Origin of the sequence: Flavobacterium celericrescens (assembly GCF_011392075.1) — a bacterium.
GTDB classification, from domain to species: Bacteria; Bacteroidota; Bacteroidia; order Flavobacteriales; family Flavobacteriaceae; genus Flavobacterium; species Flavobacterium celericrescens.
Map to the genome: position 1 here is coordinate 52,782 of NZ_JAAJBV010000002.1, position 17,991 is coordinate 70,772.

Annotated in this window: 19 protein-coding genes; 13 read left to right on the plus strand and 6 right to left on the minus strand. The window is 32.0% G+C overall.

All coding sequences use genetic code 11. From position 1 onward, the window contains the following. Window positions 1–7: 7 nt before the first annotated feature. From G4L40_RS02920 to G4L40_RS02940, 5 genes are all read right to left on the minus strand, one after another. Window positions 8–544, minus strand: coding sequence for a GNAT family N-acetyltransferase (locus G4L40_RS02920; protein ID WP_166235667.1), 537 nt, complete (start codon window positions 542–544; stop codon window positions 8–10). Between the two features lie 214 nt (window positions 545–758). Continuing rightward, entirely contained in the window at window positions 759–1,625 is an 867-nt protein-coding gene (locus G4L40_RS02925) for a nucleoside phosphorylase (protein WP_166235668.1), read from the minus strand. Between the two features lie 75 nt (window positions 1,626–1,700). After that, complete coding sequence (locus G4L40_RS02930) at window positions 1,701–2,033, minus strand: translation initiation factor (RefSeq protein WP_166235669.1); 333 nt, start codon at window positions 2,031–2,033, stop codon at window positions 1,701–1,703. Between the two features lie 443 nt (window positions 2,034–2,476). After that, a complete protein-coding gene (locus tag G4L40_RS02935; RefSeq protein WP_166235670.1) occupies window positions 2,477–2,872 on the minus strand; it encodes a GxxExxY protein in 396 nt (131 codons plus the stop codon). A gap of 190 nt (window positions 2,873–3,062) precedes the next feature. Then, window positions 3,063–4,016 (minus strand): isopenicillin N synthase family dioxygenase, encoded by a 954-nt coding sequence (locus G4L40_RS02940; RefSeq protein ID WP_166235671.1) that lies wholly within the window; start codon window positions 4,014–4,016, stop codon window positions 3,063–3,065. Between the two features lie 391 nt (window positions 4,017–4,407). Here G4L40_RS02940 and G4L40_RS02945 point away from each other — a divergent pair, with 391 nt between their 5' ends. From G4L40_RS02945 to G4L40_RS12995, 6 genes are all read left to right on the plus strand, one after another. Beyond that, complete coding sequence (locus tag G4L40_RS02945) at window positions 4,408–6,384, plus strand: alpha-ketoacid dehydrogenase subunit alpha/beta (protein ID WP_166235672.1); 1,977 nt, start codon at window positions 4,408–4,410, stop codon at window positions 6,382–6,384. 418 nt (window positions 6,385–6,802) lie between these two features. Beyond that, complete coding sequence (locus tag G4L40_RS02950) at window positions 6,803–8,545, plus strand: tyrosine-type recombinase/integrase (RefSeq protein WP_166235673.1); 1,743 nt, start codon at window positions 6,803–6,805, stop codon at window positions 8,543–8,545. Between the two features lie 71 nt (window positions 8,546–8,616). Continuing rightward, window positions 8,617–9,078: a hypothetical protein gene (locus G4L40_RS02955; protein ID WP_166235674.1), complete on the plus strand. Its 462-nt coding sequence runs from the start codon at window positions 8,617–8,619 to the stop codon at window positions 9,076–9,078. Window positions 9,079–9,246: 168 nt separating this feature from the next. Further along, window positions 9,247–9,846: a hypothetical protein gene (locus G4L40_RS02960; protein WP_166235675.1), complete on the plus strand. Its 600-nt coding sequence runs from the start codon at window positions 9,247–9,249 to the stop codon at window positions 9,844–9,846. A 156-nt stretch (window positions 9,847–10,002) separates the two neighbouring features. Beyond that, window positions 10,003–10,362 (plus strand): hypothetical protein, encoded by a 360-nt coding sequence (locus tag G4L40_RS02965; protein WP_166235676.1) that lies wholly within the window; start codon window positions 10,003–10,005, stop codon window positions 10,360–10,362. A gap of 162 nt (window positions 10,363–10,524) precedes the next feature. Further along, complete coding sequence (locus tag G4L40_RS12995) at window positions 10,525–11,094, plus strand: carboxypeptidase-like regulatory domain-containing protein (RefSeq protein WP_166235677.1); 570 nt, start codon at window positions 10,525–10,527, stop codon at window positions 11,092–11,094. A 277-nt stretch (window positions 11,095–11,371) separates the two neighbouring features. On the opposite strand, the gene G4L40_RS02975 is transcribed toward G4L40_RS12995, so the two are convergent. Next, entirely contained in the window at window positions 11,372–11,887 is a 516-nt protein-coding gene (locus tag G4L40_RS02975) for a hypothetical protein (protein ID WP_166235678.1), read from the minus strand. Between the two features lie 252 nt (window positions 11,888–12,139). Here G4L40_RS02975 and G4L40_RS02980 point away from each other — a divergent pair, with 252 nt between their 5' ends. The 7 genes from G4L40_RS02980 (at window position 12,140) to G4L40_RS03010 (ending at window position 17,920) form a co-directional block, all read left to right on the plus strand. Then, entirely contained in the window at window positions 12,140–12,772 is a 633-nt protein-coding gene (locus tag G4L40_RS02980) for a tetratricopeptide repeat protein (RefSeq protein WP_166235679.1), read from the plus strand. Window positions 12,773–12,962: 190 nt separating this feature from the next. Further along, window positions 12,963–13,454, plus strand: coding sequence for a hypothetical protein (locus G4L40_RS02985; protein WP_166235680.1), 492 nt, complete (start codon window positions 12,963–12,965; stop codon window positions 13,452–13,454). 196 nt (window positions 13,455–13,650) lie between these two features. Further along, complete coding sequence (locus G4L40_RS02990; protein WP_166235681.1) at window positions 13,651–14,535, plus strand: hypothetical protein; 885 nt, start codon at window positions 13,651–13,653, stop codon at window positions 14,533–14,535. 193 nt (window positions 14,536–14,728) lie between these two features. After that, window positions 14,729–16,066 (plus strand): hypothetical protein, encoded by a 1,338-nt coding sequence (locus tag G4L40_RS02995; protein WP_166235682.1) that lies wholly within the window; start codon window positions 14,729–14,731, stop codon window positions 16,064–16,066. 95 nt (window positions 16,067–16,161) lie between these two features. Further along, window positions 16,162–16,650 carry a hypothetical protein gene (locus tag G4L40_RS03000; RefSeq protein WP_166235683.1) on the plus strand — a complete coding sequence of 163 codons (489 nt, stop codon included), beginning with the start codon at window positions 16,162–16,164 and terminating at the stop codon, window positions 16,648–16,650. 176 nt (window positions 16,651–16,826) lie between these two features. Further along, window positions 16,827–17,363, plus strand: a complete 537-nt coding sequence (locus tag G4L40_RS03005; protein ID WP_166235684.1) for a hypothetical protein — start codon at window positions 16,827–16,829, stop codon at window positions 17,361–17,363. Window positions 17,364–17,545: 182 nt separating this feature from the next. After that, window positions 17,546–17,920, plus strand: a complete 375-nt coding sequence (locus tag G4L40_RS03010) for a hypothetical protein (protein ID WP_166235685.1) — start codon at window positions 17,546–17,548, stop codon at window positions 17,918–17,920. Window positions 17,921–17,991: the final 71 nt, after the last annotated feature.

The window sequence follows — 17,991 nt, forward strand, 5'->3', positions numbered from 1 at the left end:
AGTAATGCTATTTTACGGAATTATTTTCTAATTGCCACCATTTCCAAGTTACTCCATCTTCATCTGGGTAATCTTCCATAAAATGGAAACCTACTTTTTGCAAAACATGATTGGAAGCTCCGTTTTCGGCATGGGTGTAGGCATTCATTGTTTTGATATTCATTTGGTTAAAACCATGAGCCAACCAAGCATTTGAGGCTTCTGTAGCGAAACCTCTATTCCAAAATTTTTCGTTTAAACGATAGCCATAATCGTAGAAATTGGTATTGCCGTTTTCTACATGGTCGTTTACATATTTAATTCCTGTCCAGCCAATAAGTTCATTTGTGTCTTTAGTAATAGCAACAAAACGCCCAATTCCGTTATCAATGTACTGTTTCCTAACCATATCAATGTACGCATGAACTTCGTCAATATGTACAACGGGTTTTTGCCACAAGTATTTATGTACATTAGGATTGCAATCCATTTCAAATAGAGCATTTGCATCTTCGTGACGCATTTCTCTTAGGATTAATCGGGGTGTTTCGAGAATTAAATTCATTTTTGTTTTTTTTTTGGAACACAGATTGGAGAAATTTTAGAAATCTTTATAATCTTAATTCTAAATCTTAATTTATTTAAAATAGTTTGGAACACAGATTGGAGAAATTTTAAAAAATCTTTATAATCTATATTCTAAATCTTAATTTATTTAAAATAGTTTGGAACACAGATTGGAGAAATTTTAGAAATTCCAATAATTTTTGACTACTTATTTACTCTGCTAATTTATCTAACGCATATTCAATCAAAGCGTCGACGGCTTTGTATGGATCTTCGCTGAAAGTTCCTGTTGCACGGTTGGCAATGATGGCATTTAATGACAAACAGTTGTGTCCTAATAGTTTTCCTAAGCCATAAATAGCACCTGTTTCCATTTCTAAATTAGTCATTCTTATCCCATTGAAATTGAAACTGTCCATTTTATTATTTAATGCTGGATCTTGAATTCCTAAACGTACTACACGACCTTGTGGTCCGTAAAATCCGCCTGCTGTTCCTGTGAAACCTTTGAAGATTTTATCGCTTTCTAAACGTTTCTCAAGTGTTTTACTTCCCGCGATAACATAGGGACGCCCTTTGCGCATGTCCCAATTGGTTTGTGCAATAAATGCTTCTTCCATGTCAGTTTCAGAAATCTCTTCGATTAAATAAGAACGTAACATATTGTCTAATCCTAGTCCGTATTGACTCATTACGATGCTATCACAAGGAATATCAGCTTGTAAAGAACCTGATGTTCCGATACGGATGATGTTTAACGAAGTTAGTTCTTTTTTGACAGTTCTGGTTTCTAAATCTACGTTTACTAAGGCATCTAATTCGTTCATTACGATGTCGATGTTATCGGGTCCGATTCCTGAAGACATAACCGTAATTCTTTTGCCTTTATACATTCCTGTTTGGGTTTTGAACTCGCGCTTTTGCGTGCTAAACTCAATAGAATCGAAATGTTTAGTGATTTTCTCTACACGATTTTGGTCACCCACGAAGATAATATCGTTGGCAACTTGTCCAGGTTTTAAATTGATGTGGTATACACTTCCGTCTGGATTTAATATTAATTCTGATGCTGCTATCATTTGTTTTTGCATTATGCTTTAGGCAATAAGCTTAAAGCTATTTTTAATTCATAATTTTTAATTTACATATTGAATTTAACCTCCAACACGTTTTGTTTTGAATCCTTTGTCTTGTAATAGTTTCATGATTTTATCACGATAATCGCCTTGAATGATGATTTCGCCGTCTTTGAACGTACCACCAACTGCTAATTTGCTTTTGATTTCTTTTGCTAAGATTTTAAAATCTTCGTCCTCACCTTCATATCCTGAAATAATCGTGGTGGGTTTTCCTTTACGCTTCTCATATTTGCAAATCATCGGCTCTTTTTGAACGAATAATTCGTGAGGAGCTTCCTCGATAGCTTCTGGTTCGGTGGAAACTTCGTGGTCTGGGAATAGTTTTTTTAATTGTTCGCTTAAATCCATTTTTAATTTTTTGGAACACAGATTTGATAAATTTTAAAAATCTTTATAATCTGAATGTTGTAATTTTAATTAATTATTTTAATTTTTTGGAACACAGATTGGAGAAATTTTAAAAATCTTTATAATCTATATTTTAAATCTTAATTCATTTAAAATAGTTTGGAACACAGATTTGATAAATTTTAAAAATCTTTATAATCTGAATGTTGTAATTTTAATTAATTATTTTAATTTTTTGGAACACAGATTGGAGAAATTTTAAAAATCTTTATAATCTATATTCTAAATCTTAATTCATTTAAAATAGTTTGGAACACAGATTTGATAAATTTTAGAAATCTTTATAATCTATGCTCTAAATCTTAATTCATTTAAAATAGTTTGGAACACAGATTTGATAAATTTTAAAAATCTTTATAATCTATATTCTAACTTTTAATTGATTATCTTTTTTTCTTTTTTAAATCGTTTGTAAAAATCTTTCTAATGAATTGAGGGTCTTTTCCAAAATTTAGAATTAATCCTACTTCACATTCTGTTGCTTTCAAATAATTTAATAATTGATTTTCATGAATATCTGTTAAATATTCAACACATTTTAATTCCACAATAACCGCATCATTTATTATAATATCTGGAATATATTCTCCAACCACTTCGTTTTTGTAATAAACATTGACTTTTTTCTCAGAATCAATTTTATAACCATTTCTTTTCAGTTCAATGACTAAAGCTTTGTGGTATACCTTTTCTAAAAAACCAAAACCTAATTCATTGTACACATTATAATAAATCCCAATTATAGATTTAGTTAGTTCTTGATGCGGAAAATTTTTCATAATTACTTTGTATGGCGTTTAAATATTTAATTTTTGTAAAATTAGGAACACGGATTTAAGAAATTTGAGAAATTTTTAAAATTATTAAGATTTCTTCAATCTGTGTTCCAAAGGTAATCCTGTTATTTGCATTTAAAACAAAAAAGACATCAAGAAAACTCAATGCCTTTTCTATCTATTATAAAATGATTTATTTCTTAATCAATCCTAATTCCACCAAACGTTCGTGTAAGAATTCACCAGCTGTGATGTCTTCGTATAGTTTTGGGTTGTTTGCATCGATGCATTCTGGTAAGCAATTTAAACTCATGTCGCTTACTGGGTGCATGAAAAAAGGAATGGAATAACGAGATGAACCCCACAATTCTCTAGGTGGGTTTACCACTTGGTGAATGGTTGATTTCAACTTGTTGTTGGTGTGTCTTGATAACATATCACCTACGTTAATCATTAACTCGTCTGGTTGTGCCATAGCGTCAATCCAATCGCCGTTGTGATTTTGTACTTGTAGTCCTTTTCCTTGCGCGCCCATTAATAGGGTAATCAAGTTGATGTCGCCATGTGCTGCTGCACGAACGGCTCCGTCTTTAGGTTCGTCTGTAATTGGTGGATAGTGAATTGGACGTAAAATACTGTTTCCATCTTTGATAAATTTATCAAAATAGAATTCGTCTAATCCGATGTATAGTGCTAAAGCTCTTAGTACATAAACACCTGTTTTTTCTAACATTTGGTACGCTTCTTTACCTACTTCATTGAATTTAGGTAATTCTGTAACCTCAACGTTGTCTGGGTACTCCCCTGCATATTTTGAACCTTCGCTAACGTATTGTCCAAAATGCCAAAACTCTTTTAAATCTCCTGCAGAGCGCCCTTTTGCATGTTCTTTACCGAAAGAAACATACCCGCGTTGCCCTCCAATGCCTGGGATTTCATACTTTGCTTTGTTTTCTAATGGAAGGCTAAAAAAGTTTCTAACTTCTCCATACAAGCTTTCTACCAATTTGTCATCTAAGAAATGACCTTTTAATGCTACGAAGCCGATTTCTTCGTAGGCTTTTCCGATTTCATTTACAAATTTTTGTTTACGTGCCGGATCATCCGACAGGAAATCACGTAAGTCAACACTAGGAATTTGTTGCATACTTAAACTTTATTGTTAATAAATCAAATGGGCTATAACCCAAGTAAATACAAAGGTAATTAATTATTTTATATTGTGAAAGGGGAAAAGTGAGATGTGAGTTGTGAGGAGTGAGTTGTGAGATGTGAGGTGTGAGGTGTGAGATGTGAGGTGTGAGGTGTGAGATGTGAGGAGTGAATTGTGAGGTGTGAGTTGTGAATTGTTAGTTCTATGACTGTATTATTTATTTGCGTTTTTATGAAATGACATTGACGCTTTTTGTTTAAACTTGAAATTGTTCTTGAAATTGTTCTTGAAATTGTTCTTGAAATTGTTGCAACTTTTTTATAACAATTCGCTTTCAAAATGTTATTTTTATTACTTTTGAGCAAAATTTAATTGTTCCATTATCATGAACTTTGAAAGAAAAGAATTATCGAATCCACAGTTATTAGATTTATATAAAAAAATCCTTAAACCGCGATTGATTGAGGAGAAAATGCTCATCTTAATTCGTCAAGGGAAAGTATCTAAATGGTTTTCTGGTATTGGCCAAGAAGCAATTTCTGTTGGTATCACAGCTGTTTTAGATAAAGATGAATACATCTTACCGATGCATCGTAATTTAGGTGTTTTTACTACTCGTGATATTCCGTTGCACCGTTTGTTTTCGCAATGGCAAGGCAAGAAAAACGGGTTTACCAAAGGTCGTGATAGAAGTTTTCACTTTGGAACACAAGACTATAAGATTATAGGGATGATTTCGCATTTGGGTCCACAATTGGGGATTGCTGACGGAATTGCATTAGCCAATAAATTAAGAAAAAACGGAAAAGTTACTGCAGTTTTTACTGGTGAAGGTGCTACTTCGGAAGGCGATTTTCACGAGGCATTAAACATTGCTGCGGTATGGGAATTACCTGTTTTGTTTGTGATTGAGAACAATGGCTATGGCTTATCTACTCCTACTAACGAGCAATATCGTTGTGAGAACCTTGCTGACCGTGGTGTGGGTTATGGCATGGAAAGTCATATTGTAGATGGTAATAATTTATTGGAAGTATATCATTTAATTTCGGAATTAAAAGCTTCTATGGTTGCCCATCCTCGTCCTGTTTTATTAGAGTTTAAAACGTTTAGAATGCGTGGTCATGAAGAAGCGAGTGGTACAAAATATGTACCGCAAGAGCTGATGGATATGTGGACGGTGAAAGATCCTGTAGAAAATTATAGAAATTACTTAAAAGCTACAGCGGTATTGAATGACGAAGAAGATGAAGCTATTCGCGCTGCTATCAAGAATGAGATTGATACTGATTGGGCAAAAGTTCAAGAAGAACCGGCAATTGTAGCCTCGTTAGAAGAAGAATTGGGCGATGTTTATGCGCCTTACGATTTTGAGGAATTTACAGCTTCATCCGAAGTAGAAAATATCCGTGTGATTGATGCGATTTCGAATGGATTGCGTCAGTCGATGGAGCGCCATGAGAACTTGGTTATTATGGGACAAGACATTGCTGAATATGGTGGTGCTTTCAAAATCACCGATGGCTTTGTAGCGCAATTTGGCAAAGAAAGAGTTCGAAATACTCCTATCTGTGAAAGTGCTGTGGTTTCTGCGGCGAACGGATTATCCATAAACGGATTTAAAGCGGTGATGGAAATGCAGTTTGCCGATTTTGTTTCTACCGGATTTAATCCAATCGTAAACTTATTAGCAAAGCAACATTACAGATGGCTAGAAAAGTCGGATGTGGTGGTGCGTATGCCTTGTGGTGGCGGTACTCAGGCGGGGCCATTCCATTCGCAAACTAACGAAGCTTGGTTTACGAAAACGCCTGGGTTAAAAGTAGTATATCCTGCGTTTCCTTATGATGCAAAAGGGTTATTGAATACGGCTATTAACGACCCAAATCCTGTATTATTCTTCGAACACAAGCAATTGTATCGCAGTGTGTATCAAAATGTGCCAAAAGATTATTACACGTTACCTTTTGGGAAAGCGTCATTGATTAAAGAAGGTACGGATGTGACAATCATTTCGTTTGGTGCTGGGGTACATTGGGCTTTAGAAACGCTAGCCAACAACCCAGAAATCAAAGCGGATTTATTAGACTTAAGAACGTTACAACCTATGGATTGGGAGGCGATTTACGCTTCGGTTAAGAAAACGAATAAAGTGATTATTTTGCAAGAAGACACTTTGTTTGGTGGTGTGGCCAGTGATATTTCGGCTATGATTATGGAAAACTGCTTTGAACATTTAGACGCTCCTGTTAAGCGTGTAGGAAGTTTAGAATCGGCAATTCCGTTTATGAAATCGTTAGAAGATCAATATTTACCGAAAGGTAGATTTGAAGCGGAATTGAAAGCGCTTTTGGCTTATTAATTTCACAATATTTTTTTTAAAAAAGACATCTTCGGGTGTCTTTTTTTGTTTTGGTTCAAATACCTTTTGCATACACTATCTATACTGTATCTATACTTCTGGCATACACTAACCATACTTAACGCATACACTCATCATACACTCGGCATACTTAAAGAGTATGCAAAAGGAATCTTTTGACTGGTTTTGACCTAATTTAATGGTTCGTGATAGGTTTGGTCTCATTTTATGGGGGTTTTGTTCGGGTTTTGTTCGGGTCTTGTTCGGATGAGCTTTGGAAAAATGGATGTTTATACGAACAACGTAGGAAGAAAGGTAAAAGGAAATAGAAAAAATCAGGTTTTAGAATTATTTTATTATTGTTTCAGATTTTTATTTATTTTTGTTGTTTATAAGCCATTTAAATTTAGTATTTGCCATGAATAGTATACGTATTGAAAAGATTTTTCACCGAGGTGCTTATCGCATTGGGGTGTTTTTTGATAAAGATTTTGAAATTATTTCAATTTTGAAACGATTGGATGCTTCGTATAGTAGTTCTCGTCGTTGTTGGTATTTAGACTATTCTAAGAATTGTTATCATCTATTACGTTCTCATTTTCCAGATTTGGTAGTAGTTGCTGAATCTTCAATTCCCACAATGGTGACCGGTATTGTAAATCGTGACCTTTCACCCATAGCTTCTTCAAGCGCCATTCAGTTAGGCCCAAGTTTGGGTAATCCTGAACATAAACAAGTTTGTAGTATTTCTGACAAATTAAAGTTACAATTGTTGCCAAGTATTGGTAAATATTGGGTTTTTAAGATGCATTTTCATCACGAAATTAGCAAACAGCTTTTAAAAATAAAAGGTGTTTATTGGAATGGGAATTATAAGAGTTATATGGTTTTTAGAAATGAATCTGTGAAGCATCAGGTGGAAGCGGTTATTGGTGTTTCTGCTTTTTTTGGTACTGATTATTTTATTAAGGATTCGTTTCAAATATCGGGAAAAATTAGGATTTTACCGCATATAGAATCACAAGCCTGGATGGAAGTTTATGTTCCAAAGATAGTAGCGGTTCATGAGAAATTAAAGCGTTTTTCTATGGCGCGTTATAGCAAGATTAAGCATTGTTATTTGCTCCCTGCGGCTCCTGTGGTACTAGATTCATTGTATTTACAGTTTGAATCTACTGGTATTACAATTGAATCTTTGCTTCCAAACAACTATTTAGACAAACGTAATCTACCGAATAAGAAACAATTGGACTTATCAAAAACTAAGAAGAGCTTATTGGATTTGGTTCCAGAACAAGGTCACTCCTATTTGATTGGTATGATTGACACATTGTTTGCTTTGAATTATAGTAGTTCGACATTGCGAACCTATTGTGGTGCATTTATTCAGTTTTTGCGTTATTTTGAGTTTCGAAATCCCGAAAATATAAATAGAGCAGAAATTATACGTTTTTTAGGTTCGTTAATGGAGCGTGGTTTATCTGCTACGAGTGGTCATAGTATGGTGAATGGTGTTCAATTTTATTATCAACAGGTATTGGGTAAACATGATTATAGTTTTGTACTTCCACGACCTAAAAAGGAGAAAAAATTGCCTGTTGTATTGACTATGGAGGAGTGTTTACAGGTTTTTAAAGTAGTTGATAACCCTAAACATAAGTTATTGCTATTGATTGGTTATGGAGCAGGATTGCGCGTGAGTGAAATTGTTAGTTTAAGATGGAGTGATATCTTGTTTGAAGAGCACAAGATACATGTAAAGAATGCCAAAGGTAAGAAAGATCGAATGGTTATGTTGCCCTATTCGATTGTTACATCATTACAACTATATAGGACATTATACAATGGAAAGCATTATGTATTTGAGGGTCAGTTTGCTGGCGAGCCTTACAGTACGGGTAGTGTGCAACAGGTAATGCGCAATGCGATTAAGTTATCGGGATTAGAGAAAAAAGCGAGTGTGCATACATTGCGTCATAGTTTTGCTACTCATTTATTAGAGAATGGAACAGACATACGTTATATTCAGCAGTTTTTAGGGCATTCTAGTATAAAGACAACAACTGTTTACACGCATTTAACGAAAACTGCAGTTGATAAGATTCAGAGTCCGCTTGATCGTATGGTTGATATAAAAGGTAAGAAAAAACTTGAGGACTAAGTTTAAAAATTAAAAAAAGTTGTATATATTTGATGATATTTACTAGTTGTACAACATTTAAAAACTTCATTGTGAAAAAGATATTTCTCCTTTTACTTTCTCTACAAGTATTTTCTCAAGAAAAAGAAAATAATGATGAAATATTATTCATTCAAGATATTTATTTAAGTCAATGTTTTGAAGAATTACAAATTATAGACGAATTGAATAAATACCCTACTTTTGAAAATCAAAGATTTTGTAATCTTGAACACACAATGTATTTGTTTGCATATAAAGAAGAATTTGTACGAAAAGAAGCAGTAAAAAGACTAAAAGAAATAGCAAAATTATTTTATTTAGAGAATAAATATATTGTTTTGACACACGGCATGGACAGTTTCTACATTTCCGAAAAAGAAAACTTAAATTTAAAGGATGACAACGGGAAAATTTATATTAGTCTTGGTGAATGTGTCATCCCAAATTCAATGAACGAAGCTGAAAATGTCTTTAACGACGAAATGAAAAAACTGTTTACGCCTAAAAAATAAAACGTTGTACAACAGCGGTTTGCTTCAATGGCTACTTCCGGATTTTCCTACGGAAAATCCGCTGCTGAATGGAATGTTTTGTTATATTTGTAATGGCTTGGTGTTGGTTCGACGCCACTGAGAGCAAGCCACATAACGTTAGCGGCAACCTCAAATGAACACTCAAATATGACAAACGAAACGATATTAATTGAAAAAGTGTTGGGTAAAACCATAACTGATATTAGATGTAAATATGGTGTTGTAGATGGTTGGCTTGATACAGCAGAATGTTTTATAGAACTTGACCATAAAATCTGCATTGAAATTCCTTACGGACAGACAAATGACGTTGTGTTAGTTGAACCACACTCTGAGGCTAAAACTATTTTTGACAATCTTGCGGATATACCAGAATATCATATAAATAAAGAAGGAAAAACAATCGTTGAAGTTGCTGAGGCTCATAAGAAACGAAAACAAAATATTTTTAATCGTTTAAGAAAAGCATTGTTTAATTATGAACCACCAATAAAAGAATACAAACCATATAGAATTGAGTATCACGAGAACAAACTAAAATATATCGTAAACAGAAAGATAGTGGACTACTTGTGGGAAAACGACAATTCTGAAAAAGGCTATTTTGAATTGGACAATGGATTCATTATTTCTGATCAATATATGTCGCCAAGTGGAACTGGCCAGGCTGGTCTTCACTATTTCGATAGTTTAAATAGTTTGAAAGAGTGTAGAGAAAGTAATTTAAAACGACACACAGAAGAGTAAGAGGCAGCCGCTAACAAGCGTTTGGCAATAGGCGAAAATTCGTTTTCATAAGAAAAAAAGTGCTATATTTGAAAATCGTTCTTAGTAAGAAATTGGGTGCTGAAAATTCGCCCATCGCCAAGCGCCAGAACGTTAGCAGTAATTTTACCAAAAATTATGAAAAAATATTTTAGCCTTATTATTCTTATGTTTTTTGTTTCTTGTAGAAATGAAAGAACAATAAATGAAATTTTGAATGTTGGAAAAGAACTAACTACTAAAGATTTATCAAAAACTGATTCAACTGAAAACATTGTATTTATTGGAAAAAGCTTAAAGAGAAAAATAACCGAATTGAAAAAGCAAAACTTTGAATTAAAATTAAAAGTTCATAATGATGACTTAAATTATCCTTTTGGCGACTCAAAAGCCGAAAATATTTTAGTATTGAATAATGGAATCCAAAAATTAAACGTGAGATTAAAATACAATTCAAATAAAAAAAAGTTTGATATTTTAGGTTTTGCTACAGAATGAAAAAAAACTACTGCTAACAGGCGTTTGGCAAGATTGCGAATTTTGTAGTAAATTCACGTTTATTTCTCGCAAGAAATTTTATCTTTGATAGAAAATAAACGGTTCCGAAGTTCGCAACCTCGCCAAGCGCCGGAACGTTATAGTGCATTTTAAAAAACGATAGTGAAACAAAAAACAACAATATTATTTCTATTACTTATCTGCAATGTTTACGGACAAAAATGGCACTTAAACCGCATTGACAAAAATTCTAAATATAAATATGAATATTGGTTTCAATTCCAAAACTTAGAAGACAGCTGCACTTTTAACGAAGAAAAGATTTTAGGTAAATTGAAATCAACCATTCAATTAACCGATAACAAAAATAAATTTGTCTCGCTAGCAAATATTACAATTAAAAATTTGGAAAGTGGTCATATAACAAACTTAACAACTGATTTAAATGGTTTAGGAGAAGTAAGCTTGAAACCAGGAAAATACAAAGTTTTTATTTCTGCAATTAACTATGACGAATTCACGTTTGATTTCAAAATATCAGAAAACGAAGCTATTAACTTGAAAGTGCAACTTGGTTTAGCACCTGAGTTAGATGTTTATCAAATAAACTCTAAAACAGAACTTAAAGAAGTAGATATTTTTGAAATTATGAAGTGTGTTAAGGAAAATAAACAAAACTTTTATGAGAATTGTTCACAGCGTGAAAAATTTTATATAACAATGCAAATATAAAAACGCACTATAACAGCGGTTTGCTTCAATGGCTACTTCCGGATTTTCCTGCGGAAAATCGGCTGCTGAATGGAATGTTTTGTTATATTTGTAATGGCTTGGTGTTGGTGCAACGCCACTGAGAGCAAGCCGCAGAACGTTGTGTGAAACTGTTGAAAATCAGCAGTTAAATCACATTTACGTTCTTAAAAATATAAAGACGTGAAAGAAATTGCCTTTATTTTTATTGCAGTAGTTGTTATCTTAACAATTTATGGAATAGTAGGTATAAGTATGTTTATTTACAAAAGCAATAAGGAGTGGAAATCATTTCAAGAATGTAATAAACCATCGCCACAATTGTCCCAACAGCAATCGCACCATTTACAAACAACATCCAACGAGACATCTTACGCTGAAAATTCTCAACGTTTATCAAACGGGTTTTATCGGATGTCTGTTTTTCGTATTCCGTAACAAAACCTTCTGAATATTTTATGATACCTTTATAAGTAATTTTTAGTGTGTAATTATCGGACGTAAAAAGATAACCCTCATCTACTAAATACTGAATGGATGCTTTAACTTTATAAAAAATTGCATTCTCATTATCAGGTGAAAATACAGAATTAAATAATTCTTCTGTATTTGTAGGTTTAGGAAAATCGCCTTGTTTCTTTTCTAATTTTAATTTAAAAATATCATTAGATAGTGAAATTATATCTGCTGTATAATCTCTTTGTGTTACTGTAAAATATTGTAGTATAGAATCTAAATACTCTAAATTCTTAATAATGTCTTTATCTTCAGTCATAACGTAGAGAAATTAAAAAGCCGAAAATAATAAAAATTTGAATAACTTTACCGAAAAGAAACAGCATCACACAACAGTGGTTTTGCAAGATGGCAAAAGACAGTGAATATTTGAAAACAAAAGGAAAAATTTAAAATTAATTATTAATCGGTAAATGCTTGGTGTTCAATTATTTACCACCTCGCAAAGCCACAAAACGTTGGCAGTAATTTTAACGCAGAATCAAGAATATAACGAAATCTTAAATCAAAAATGACTGACTGGTACAGACGAAAATCTTGGACTGAAAGTGATGAAACAGAATTCTTCGCTAAACTTAATCGTGCGAGAAAAGATGGAAGAGCGCAATATCTGAAAATCCAAGCTATCGAATTACTTTACACAGAAAACAAAGAATTATTGAAAGTTGCAGAAAGCTTACTTATTAAAATGTTAAATGAATATTCAGAAGATAACTTTAATAAAAGTTCAGCACTTCATAATCTTGGCAATATTTACAAACAGCTTGGAAACGAAACGAAAGCGCTTGATTATTATGAGAAAGCAATTGATTTTGAAATTATTTTTTCGAATGTACAAACACAAGCATATTTAGATTATTCTGAATTGATAATTAAAACTAAAATTGTTTCTAAATACAAAGAAGTTGAAAAATTATTAATGGAAAAACATTCAAAAATTTTGTTCCCAATTGAAAAATACAAAGTAAATTCAATTTTATCAATCATTAACAAATATAACAATAAGGAAGATGAAGCTTTTTTTTATGCAAAGCTAGCTGAAGAAAGTGCTACAGCAGAAACTTCAGGGTTTAGATACCACAAATTTCTTGGAGTTGTGACCGAAAGAGAATCGTGGCTTGATAAAATTGTAAAGGGAAAATAAAAAACTACTGCCAACACAGGTTTTATGCTATTGCTGCGCTTGGGCTTTTTTGGACGCTTGGTCTCTTATCTTTTTTCTTTCAATCATGTTTTTTCTTTCAAAGTTTTCGGTATATTTGTTATCGCCAGTCTTGAAATTACGCAACAGACATTAAGCCTTGGAACGTTAGCAGTAATTTTAAACAATCATCGTGGAAATACCAACCATAAAAGAAATTTACATTTTCGATTATCAAAATGGCCATTTTTACTATAACTTTGAGAGTTATCTTAAAGATATTGAATTAAAAGAACTAAATTCACTTCCTGTTTTAAATAGAGAACAGAAAAGCGAAAGATACAATCAAAAAATTAATATAGTTACCTCAGAAAATAAACGCATAATTAAAATTCCAAGAGGTTACTTTTTTAATGATACAAAAGATTGGCAACTATATCAAATTTTTGCTGTGTTGGAATATTACAAACCAGAAATTAGCTATGCTTATTATAAACCTGGAGAAAAATATGGTGAAGGAGAAAATACTATTGTGGAAAGAGAAAATACACTTATAAAGAAAATATTTATCTATCATAATAATCAAAACGTATTAATTAGCAGTTTCATCAATGAACAGTTAAATCTAATTACCCAAAGCCAATTAGCTGAATTTGTAAAATCTTACTTTGAAAAAAGAAGTTGAGAAGTCAAAAACTACTGCTAACAGCGGTTTGCTTCAATGGCTACTTCCGGATTTTCCTGCGGAAAATCCGCTGCTGAATAAAATGTTTTGTTATATTTGTAATGGTTTGGTGTTGGTGCAACGCCACTGAAAGCAAGCCGCAGAACGTTACCAGCAAGTTTAAAAAACGCACGTACAAACTATCAGCAATAAGAAAATGTTGACTTATAACGAACACATAGAACTAAGAAACAAATTGTTCAAAGGCGAAATTCAATTAGAAGTCGCAAAGGCTCAATTTTGGGGTGATGTAAAAGAAGGACAACGATCTTGGCACACAAAAGACTGGCAAGAAAGAAGACTAAAATTTCTCAAAGACAAATGTGAAATATGCTCTGGCAATGAGACACTGACTATACAACATCTTTCTCATCCAAAAAAACACTCGGAATATCTACGAGAAATAACAAGGAAGTATGCCAAAGACCACATAGAGAACAATCCAGAAATAAATAAATCTGAGTTTACAGATTACGTAATAAAAAATCATGATTACGTTCCTGTTCTTTTGTGTCCGAATTGTAAGAACAAAAATCCAAGCGAAAGAGTGAGAAAAACTCCAAAATATCGTTGTGTTGATTGTAAGCATGAATTTGATGAAGCAATTTATAGATCTGTAAATGAACTTATCTCTATTTATTATGAAAATAAAGACGCTTATGAAGTTGTAGATAAATGCTTCATATCAAAGGATAAATGGAGAAATAAGAACAATTTGTCAGGTATTAAATATTGGATGCAAAGAGAACGTGCAAAAAATATTGATTCTGAAACAATTGAGAAAGAGGCATTTTTACTTCATCTCGATGATTGCATTAAGTATCTTTCGTTTGAAGACGCAATAACTGCTTGCAAAAAATGTGCATATAATTTTGATATAAAAAAAATGGAATTATGTCCTAAATGTAAACAGCATTACAAAGGACTTCAATATCCAACTTGCATCGAGTGCTTACCTGAAGACAAACGAAAAGCTGCGTTAGAAAGCATTCAATTTGGAAAAGAATGGCATGAAATGCATAAAAGACTAGGAATAGACTAAAAACCTGCTGGTAACAGCGGTTTGCTTCAATGGCTACTTCCGGATTTTCCTACGGAAAATCCGCTGCTGAATGGAATGTTTTGTTATATTTGTAATGGCTTGGTGTTGGTGCAACGCCACTGAGAGCAAGCCGCAAAACGTTGGCAGTAATGTTATTTAGCAACGTAGAAAAAAAAATCTTAAAAATATTTTAATGGATAAAAATACAATCATCAGAATATTAGTCGAAAAACTTGAAAATGAAATTAGAAATTCATTAAAAGAAAATCTTCATAAAAACCCAATGGCTGGAACACCTTTAGAAGGTATGTTTCTTTTACAAATTATTAATGAAGAGTGTGAAAATTACAGAAATTTTCTTTCTCAAAGTCAAGACAAAATCAATGTAACTCAAAATGAAATTGACATTATAATTTCAACAGCATCTAAAAATATAAGTAGACAAGTTTTTGACAATATGGATGATGAAGATGATGATAATGACTTTCAAAATTTTAATTTTCAAGATGATGATTTTGAAGATGATGAAAATGAAAACATTGAAAATGAAAAATTTATAATTAGTTCATTATTTTACAAGTTTTGTTTTTCTGATGAAGTAGCAGCATTATTTCTTAATGATGACTCACACAGCGAGGAAATTGCTCAAAATATTAAAAACACTACTAATTTAAGTGATTCCGCATCATTCTTAATGTTCAAAGCATTTTTAAGACGAAATAACATTCAAATTAACCAAATTGATGATGACAGGTTTGAATATAACAATTTCGAATTTGATTTTAATTTGACAAGAAGAAAAATTGAAAATTCTAACAATTATTTTGAAATCCTATCAAATAATATTGAAAATGTTAAAAATGAAGATGGTATTGAATTAGCTGTTGCAAATAATTTTGTTATTTATATAGAAAATAATAAACCTAAAATATTATGTAGTGTTATAAATGACCCTTACATTAACAAATATTCAATAAGAAGAGTTCAAACTAATGGAATAAGTTCAAGCATTGGATTTATTACAGATAACAAAATATCAACTATTTGCGAAAAAATTAAGGAAATTATTCCAAAAAAAGAAATAGTAAAATCTGTAAACAGTAATCCAAAACTTAACGAACAATTTAAAAATTACAAAGAAGGTTTAATGTCGCTAATAGGAGATAAAAATCCGGCTAAAGGTTCAGATGATAATAAAACAATTTCATTTTATCTTGGTTTAGCAAATAAAAATAAAGCTTTTGACTTTTATGAGTTAGTTCGTACTAACAACAATGGAGCCTATTTCAGAATTCATACTATGAACGGCTTTTCAACTATAGCAGAAACTACTTCTGAAGTTATTTACAATGATTTATCAAAAACGGAATGGTTTGATTTAATCTATAAAACTTCAATGAAACATTTTTTCAAAGAAGAAGTAAAACTTTTCAAGTCTGGTTATGTAAAACAAAAATCTGGTGGTTGCCTTGGAATGATTATTGGTTTAAGTTTTATTTTGTATTTTGCTTTTAATATTTTAACCGAATAAACACTACTGCCAACACAGGTTTTGCAAGATTGCGGGTTTTGGGCTTAATTTAAAGTTGGTTTTGTATCTTTGAGTTCAGTGTTTAACCGAAAGTTATGGCTTATTTAGTCCGCAACCACGCAAAGCCTGGGAACGTTAGCAGAAAGCTTATGAAAAAATTTCCGAAATACATTTTTACTTTTTTTATTTTCTTTTGTTGTTTTTTTGGACATAGTCAAAATTTTATAGGAAGATATTGTTATCATTATACAGACAAATATGAAGTGAAAACTGAAATTGAAATTGAAGTGAAAGCAGATTCAACATACATAATGAAATCTATCGTGAATAGTTCACCTAAACATGGAGAAATTAAAAAAATTGAAAGTGAAGAAAATGGACAATTGATTTTTGAGAATAAGAAAATATACCTAAAAAGTAATAATAGTAATGTAAAGTCTGCATATCCGATAAAAGTTAATAATCGAAAACTGATAATTTTTGCTCTTAAGAAAAAGAAGAAATTATTTAGCTCTGAAAATAAATATACTGTGTCAAAAGGGATAGTTTTTCGTAAAAATAAATGTATAACAATTAGTGAATAAAAAGCCTTCTGCTAACAGCGGTTTGCTTCAATGGCTACTTCCGGATTTTCCTACGGAAAATCCGCTGCTGAATGGAATGTTTTGTTATATTTGTAATGGCTTGGTGTTGGTGCAACGCCACTGAGAGCAAGCCACAGAACGTTAGCAGTAACCTTGAAAACTAAACGTAAAAGAAATTGAAAAAAATATTTATCATATTATTAATATTAAATTCCGTTTTGTTATTCGGTCAAAAAGATTGTGGATTTAAAATTGACGAGGAAAAAATACTGAAAAACGAAAACTTAGATTTTTTCTTAAATAAACTCAAAAAAGAAAAGTTTGACATAACAAACCGAAAAGAAGATATTCCAATGCACGTATTTAAACAATTGGAATGCTTAAACGACGAGTTTACAATTGCGAACCCAAACGAAGATTATCAAAGTAGTGATATAATAGATTTAGATAAAAAATTGCCTGAAAGAGGATTAATATTTTATGCGAAAAGCAAAAGTACATTAGTCTTATATTACTCAATTTCAATCGGACCAGGTATTACTTCAAAAATATTATTTATTGAATATAATGCAGAAAAAATTACAGATTTTTGGTGTGGAAACTCTATGGGTAGAGCTGACGTTAAAGATTTAGAAGGAATTAATATTATCATAAATAGAGAAAAAAAATTACCATATCCTTTGGGATTACAAAACGGAATGATTGTATTTTAAAAAGGCTACTGCTAACAACGGTTTGCTTCAATGGCTACTTCCGGATTTTCCTACGGAAAATCCGCTGCTGAATGGAATGTTTTGTTATATTTGTAATGGCTTGGTGTTGGCTCAACGCCACTGAGAGCAAGCCGCAGAACGTTAGCGGTAATGCTATCAAACTTTAATCAGAAAAAAATTTTATGAAAAAAAAACTGATTTATAAATTCTCAATTATAGTACTTTTTTTTGTTTTAATTTCTTGCGCAAGTATGGTAGAAAAACCAACTTTTACTGAAACTGATGGATTAAGTCTTAAATATGAAATGAGAACGAAAAACACAGGAATGCTATTAATTGAAGATAATAAAGATTCAATTCCATTCAGTTTTACTGTTACAAAAAGTAAAAAGAACGTTACTGATGGCAAGTCAAACAAACAAAAGCAAATTTTACTTTATCAGTACCACATAAAGTATGATAGAAATGGTATTGATAAATATCCTATTTTGGCAAAGTTTGATTCATTACCTAGTCTAAAGAGAAAGAAACTATTCATATATAATTCACATCGTTGAATAATATAATAAGCACTTCCGCTAACAGCGGTTTGCTTCAATGGCTACTTCCGGATTTTCCTACGGAAAAT

Coding starts and splice junctions, on each gene's coding strand:
- G4L40_RS02965 (WP_166235676.1), top strand. CDS start 10,003: ATGAAAAAATATTTTAGCCTTATTATTCTTATGTTTTTTGTTTCTTGT.
- G4L40_RS02935 (WP_166235670.1), bottom strand. CDS start 2,872: ATGAAAAATTTTCCGCATCAAGAACTAACTAAATCTATAATTGGGATT.
- G4L40_RS02920 (WP_166235667.1), bottom strand. CDS start 544: ATGAATTTAATTCTCGAAACACCCCGATTAATCCTAAGAGAAATGCGT.
- G4L40_RS02995 (WP_166235682.1), top strand. CDS start 14,729: ATGGATAAAAATACAATCATCAGAATATTAGTCGAAAAACTTGAAAAT.
- G4L40_RS02980 (WP_166235679.1), top strand. CDS start 12,140: ATGACTGACTGGTACAGACGAAAATCTTGGACTGAAAGTGATGAAACA.
- G4L40_RS02950 (WP_166235673.1), top strand. CDS start 6,803: ATGAATAGTATACGTATTGAAAAGATTTTTCACCGAGGTGCTTATCGC.
- G4L40_RS02930 (WP_166235669.1), bottom strand. CDS start 2,033: ATGGATTTAAGCGAACAATTAAAAAAACTATTCCCAGACCACGAAGTT.
- G4L40_RS03010 (WP_166235685.1), top strand. CDS start 17,546: ATGAAAAAAAAACTGATTTATAAATTCTCAATTATAGTACTTTTTTTT.
- G4L40_RS02990 (WP_166235681.1), top strand. CDS start 13,651: ATGTTGACTTATAACGAACACATAGAACTAAGAAACAAATTGTTCAAA.
- G4L40_RS02925 (WP_166235668.1), bottom strand. CDS start 1,625: ATGATAGCAGCATCAGAATTAATATTAAATCCAGACGGAAGTGTATAC.
- G4L40_RS02940 (WP_166235671.1), bottom strand. CDS start 4,016: ATGCAACAAATTCCTAGTGTTGACTTACGTGATTTCCTGTCGGATGAT.
- G4L40_RS02960 (WP_166235675.1), top strand. CDS start 9,247: ATGACAAACGAAACGATATTAATTGAAAAAGTGTTGGGTAAAACCATA.
- G4L40_RS02945 (WP_166235672.1), top strand. CDS start 4,408: ATGAACTTTGAAAGAAAAGAATTATCGAATCCACAGTTATTAGATTTA.
- G4L40_RS03000 (WP_166235683.1), top strand. CDS start 16,162: ATGGCTTATTTAGTCCGCAACCACGCAAAGCCTGGGAACGTTAGCAGA.
- G4L40_RS02975 (WP_166235678.1), bottom strand. CDS start 11,887: ATGACTGAAGATAAAGACATTATTAAGAATTTAGAGTATTTAGATTCT.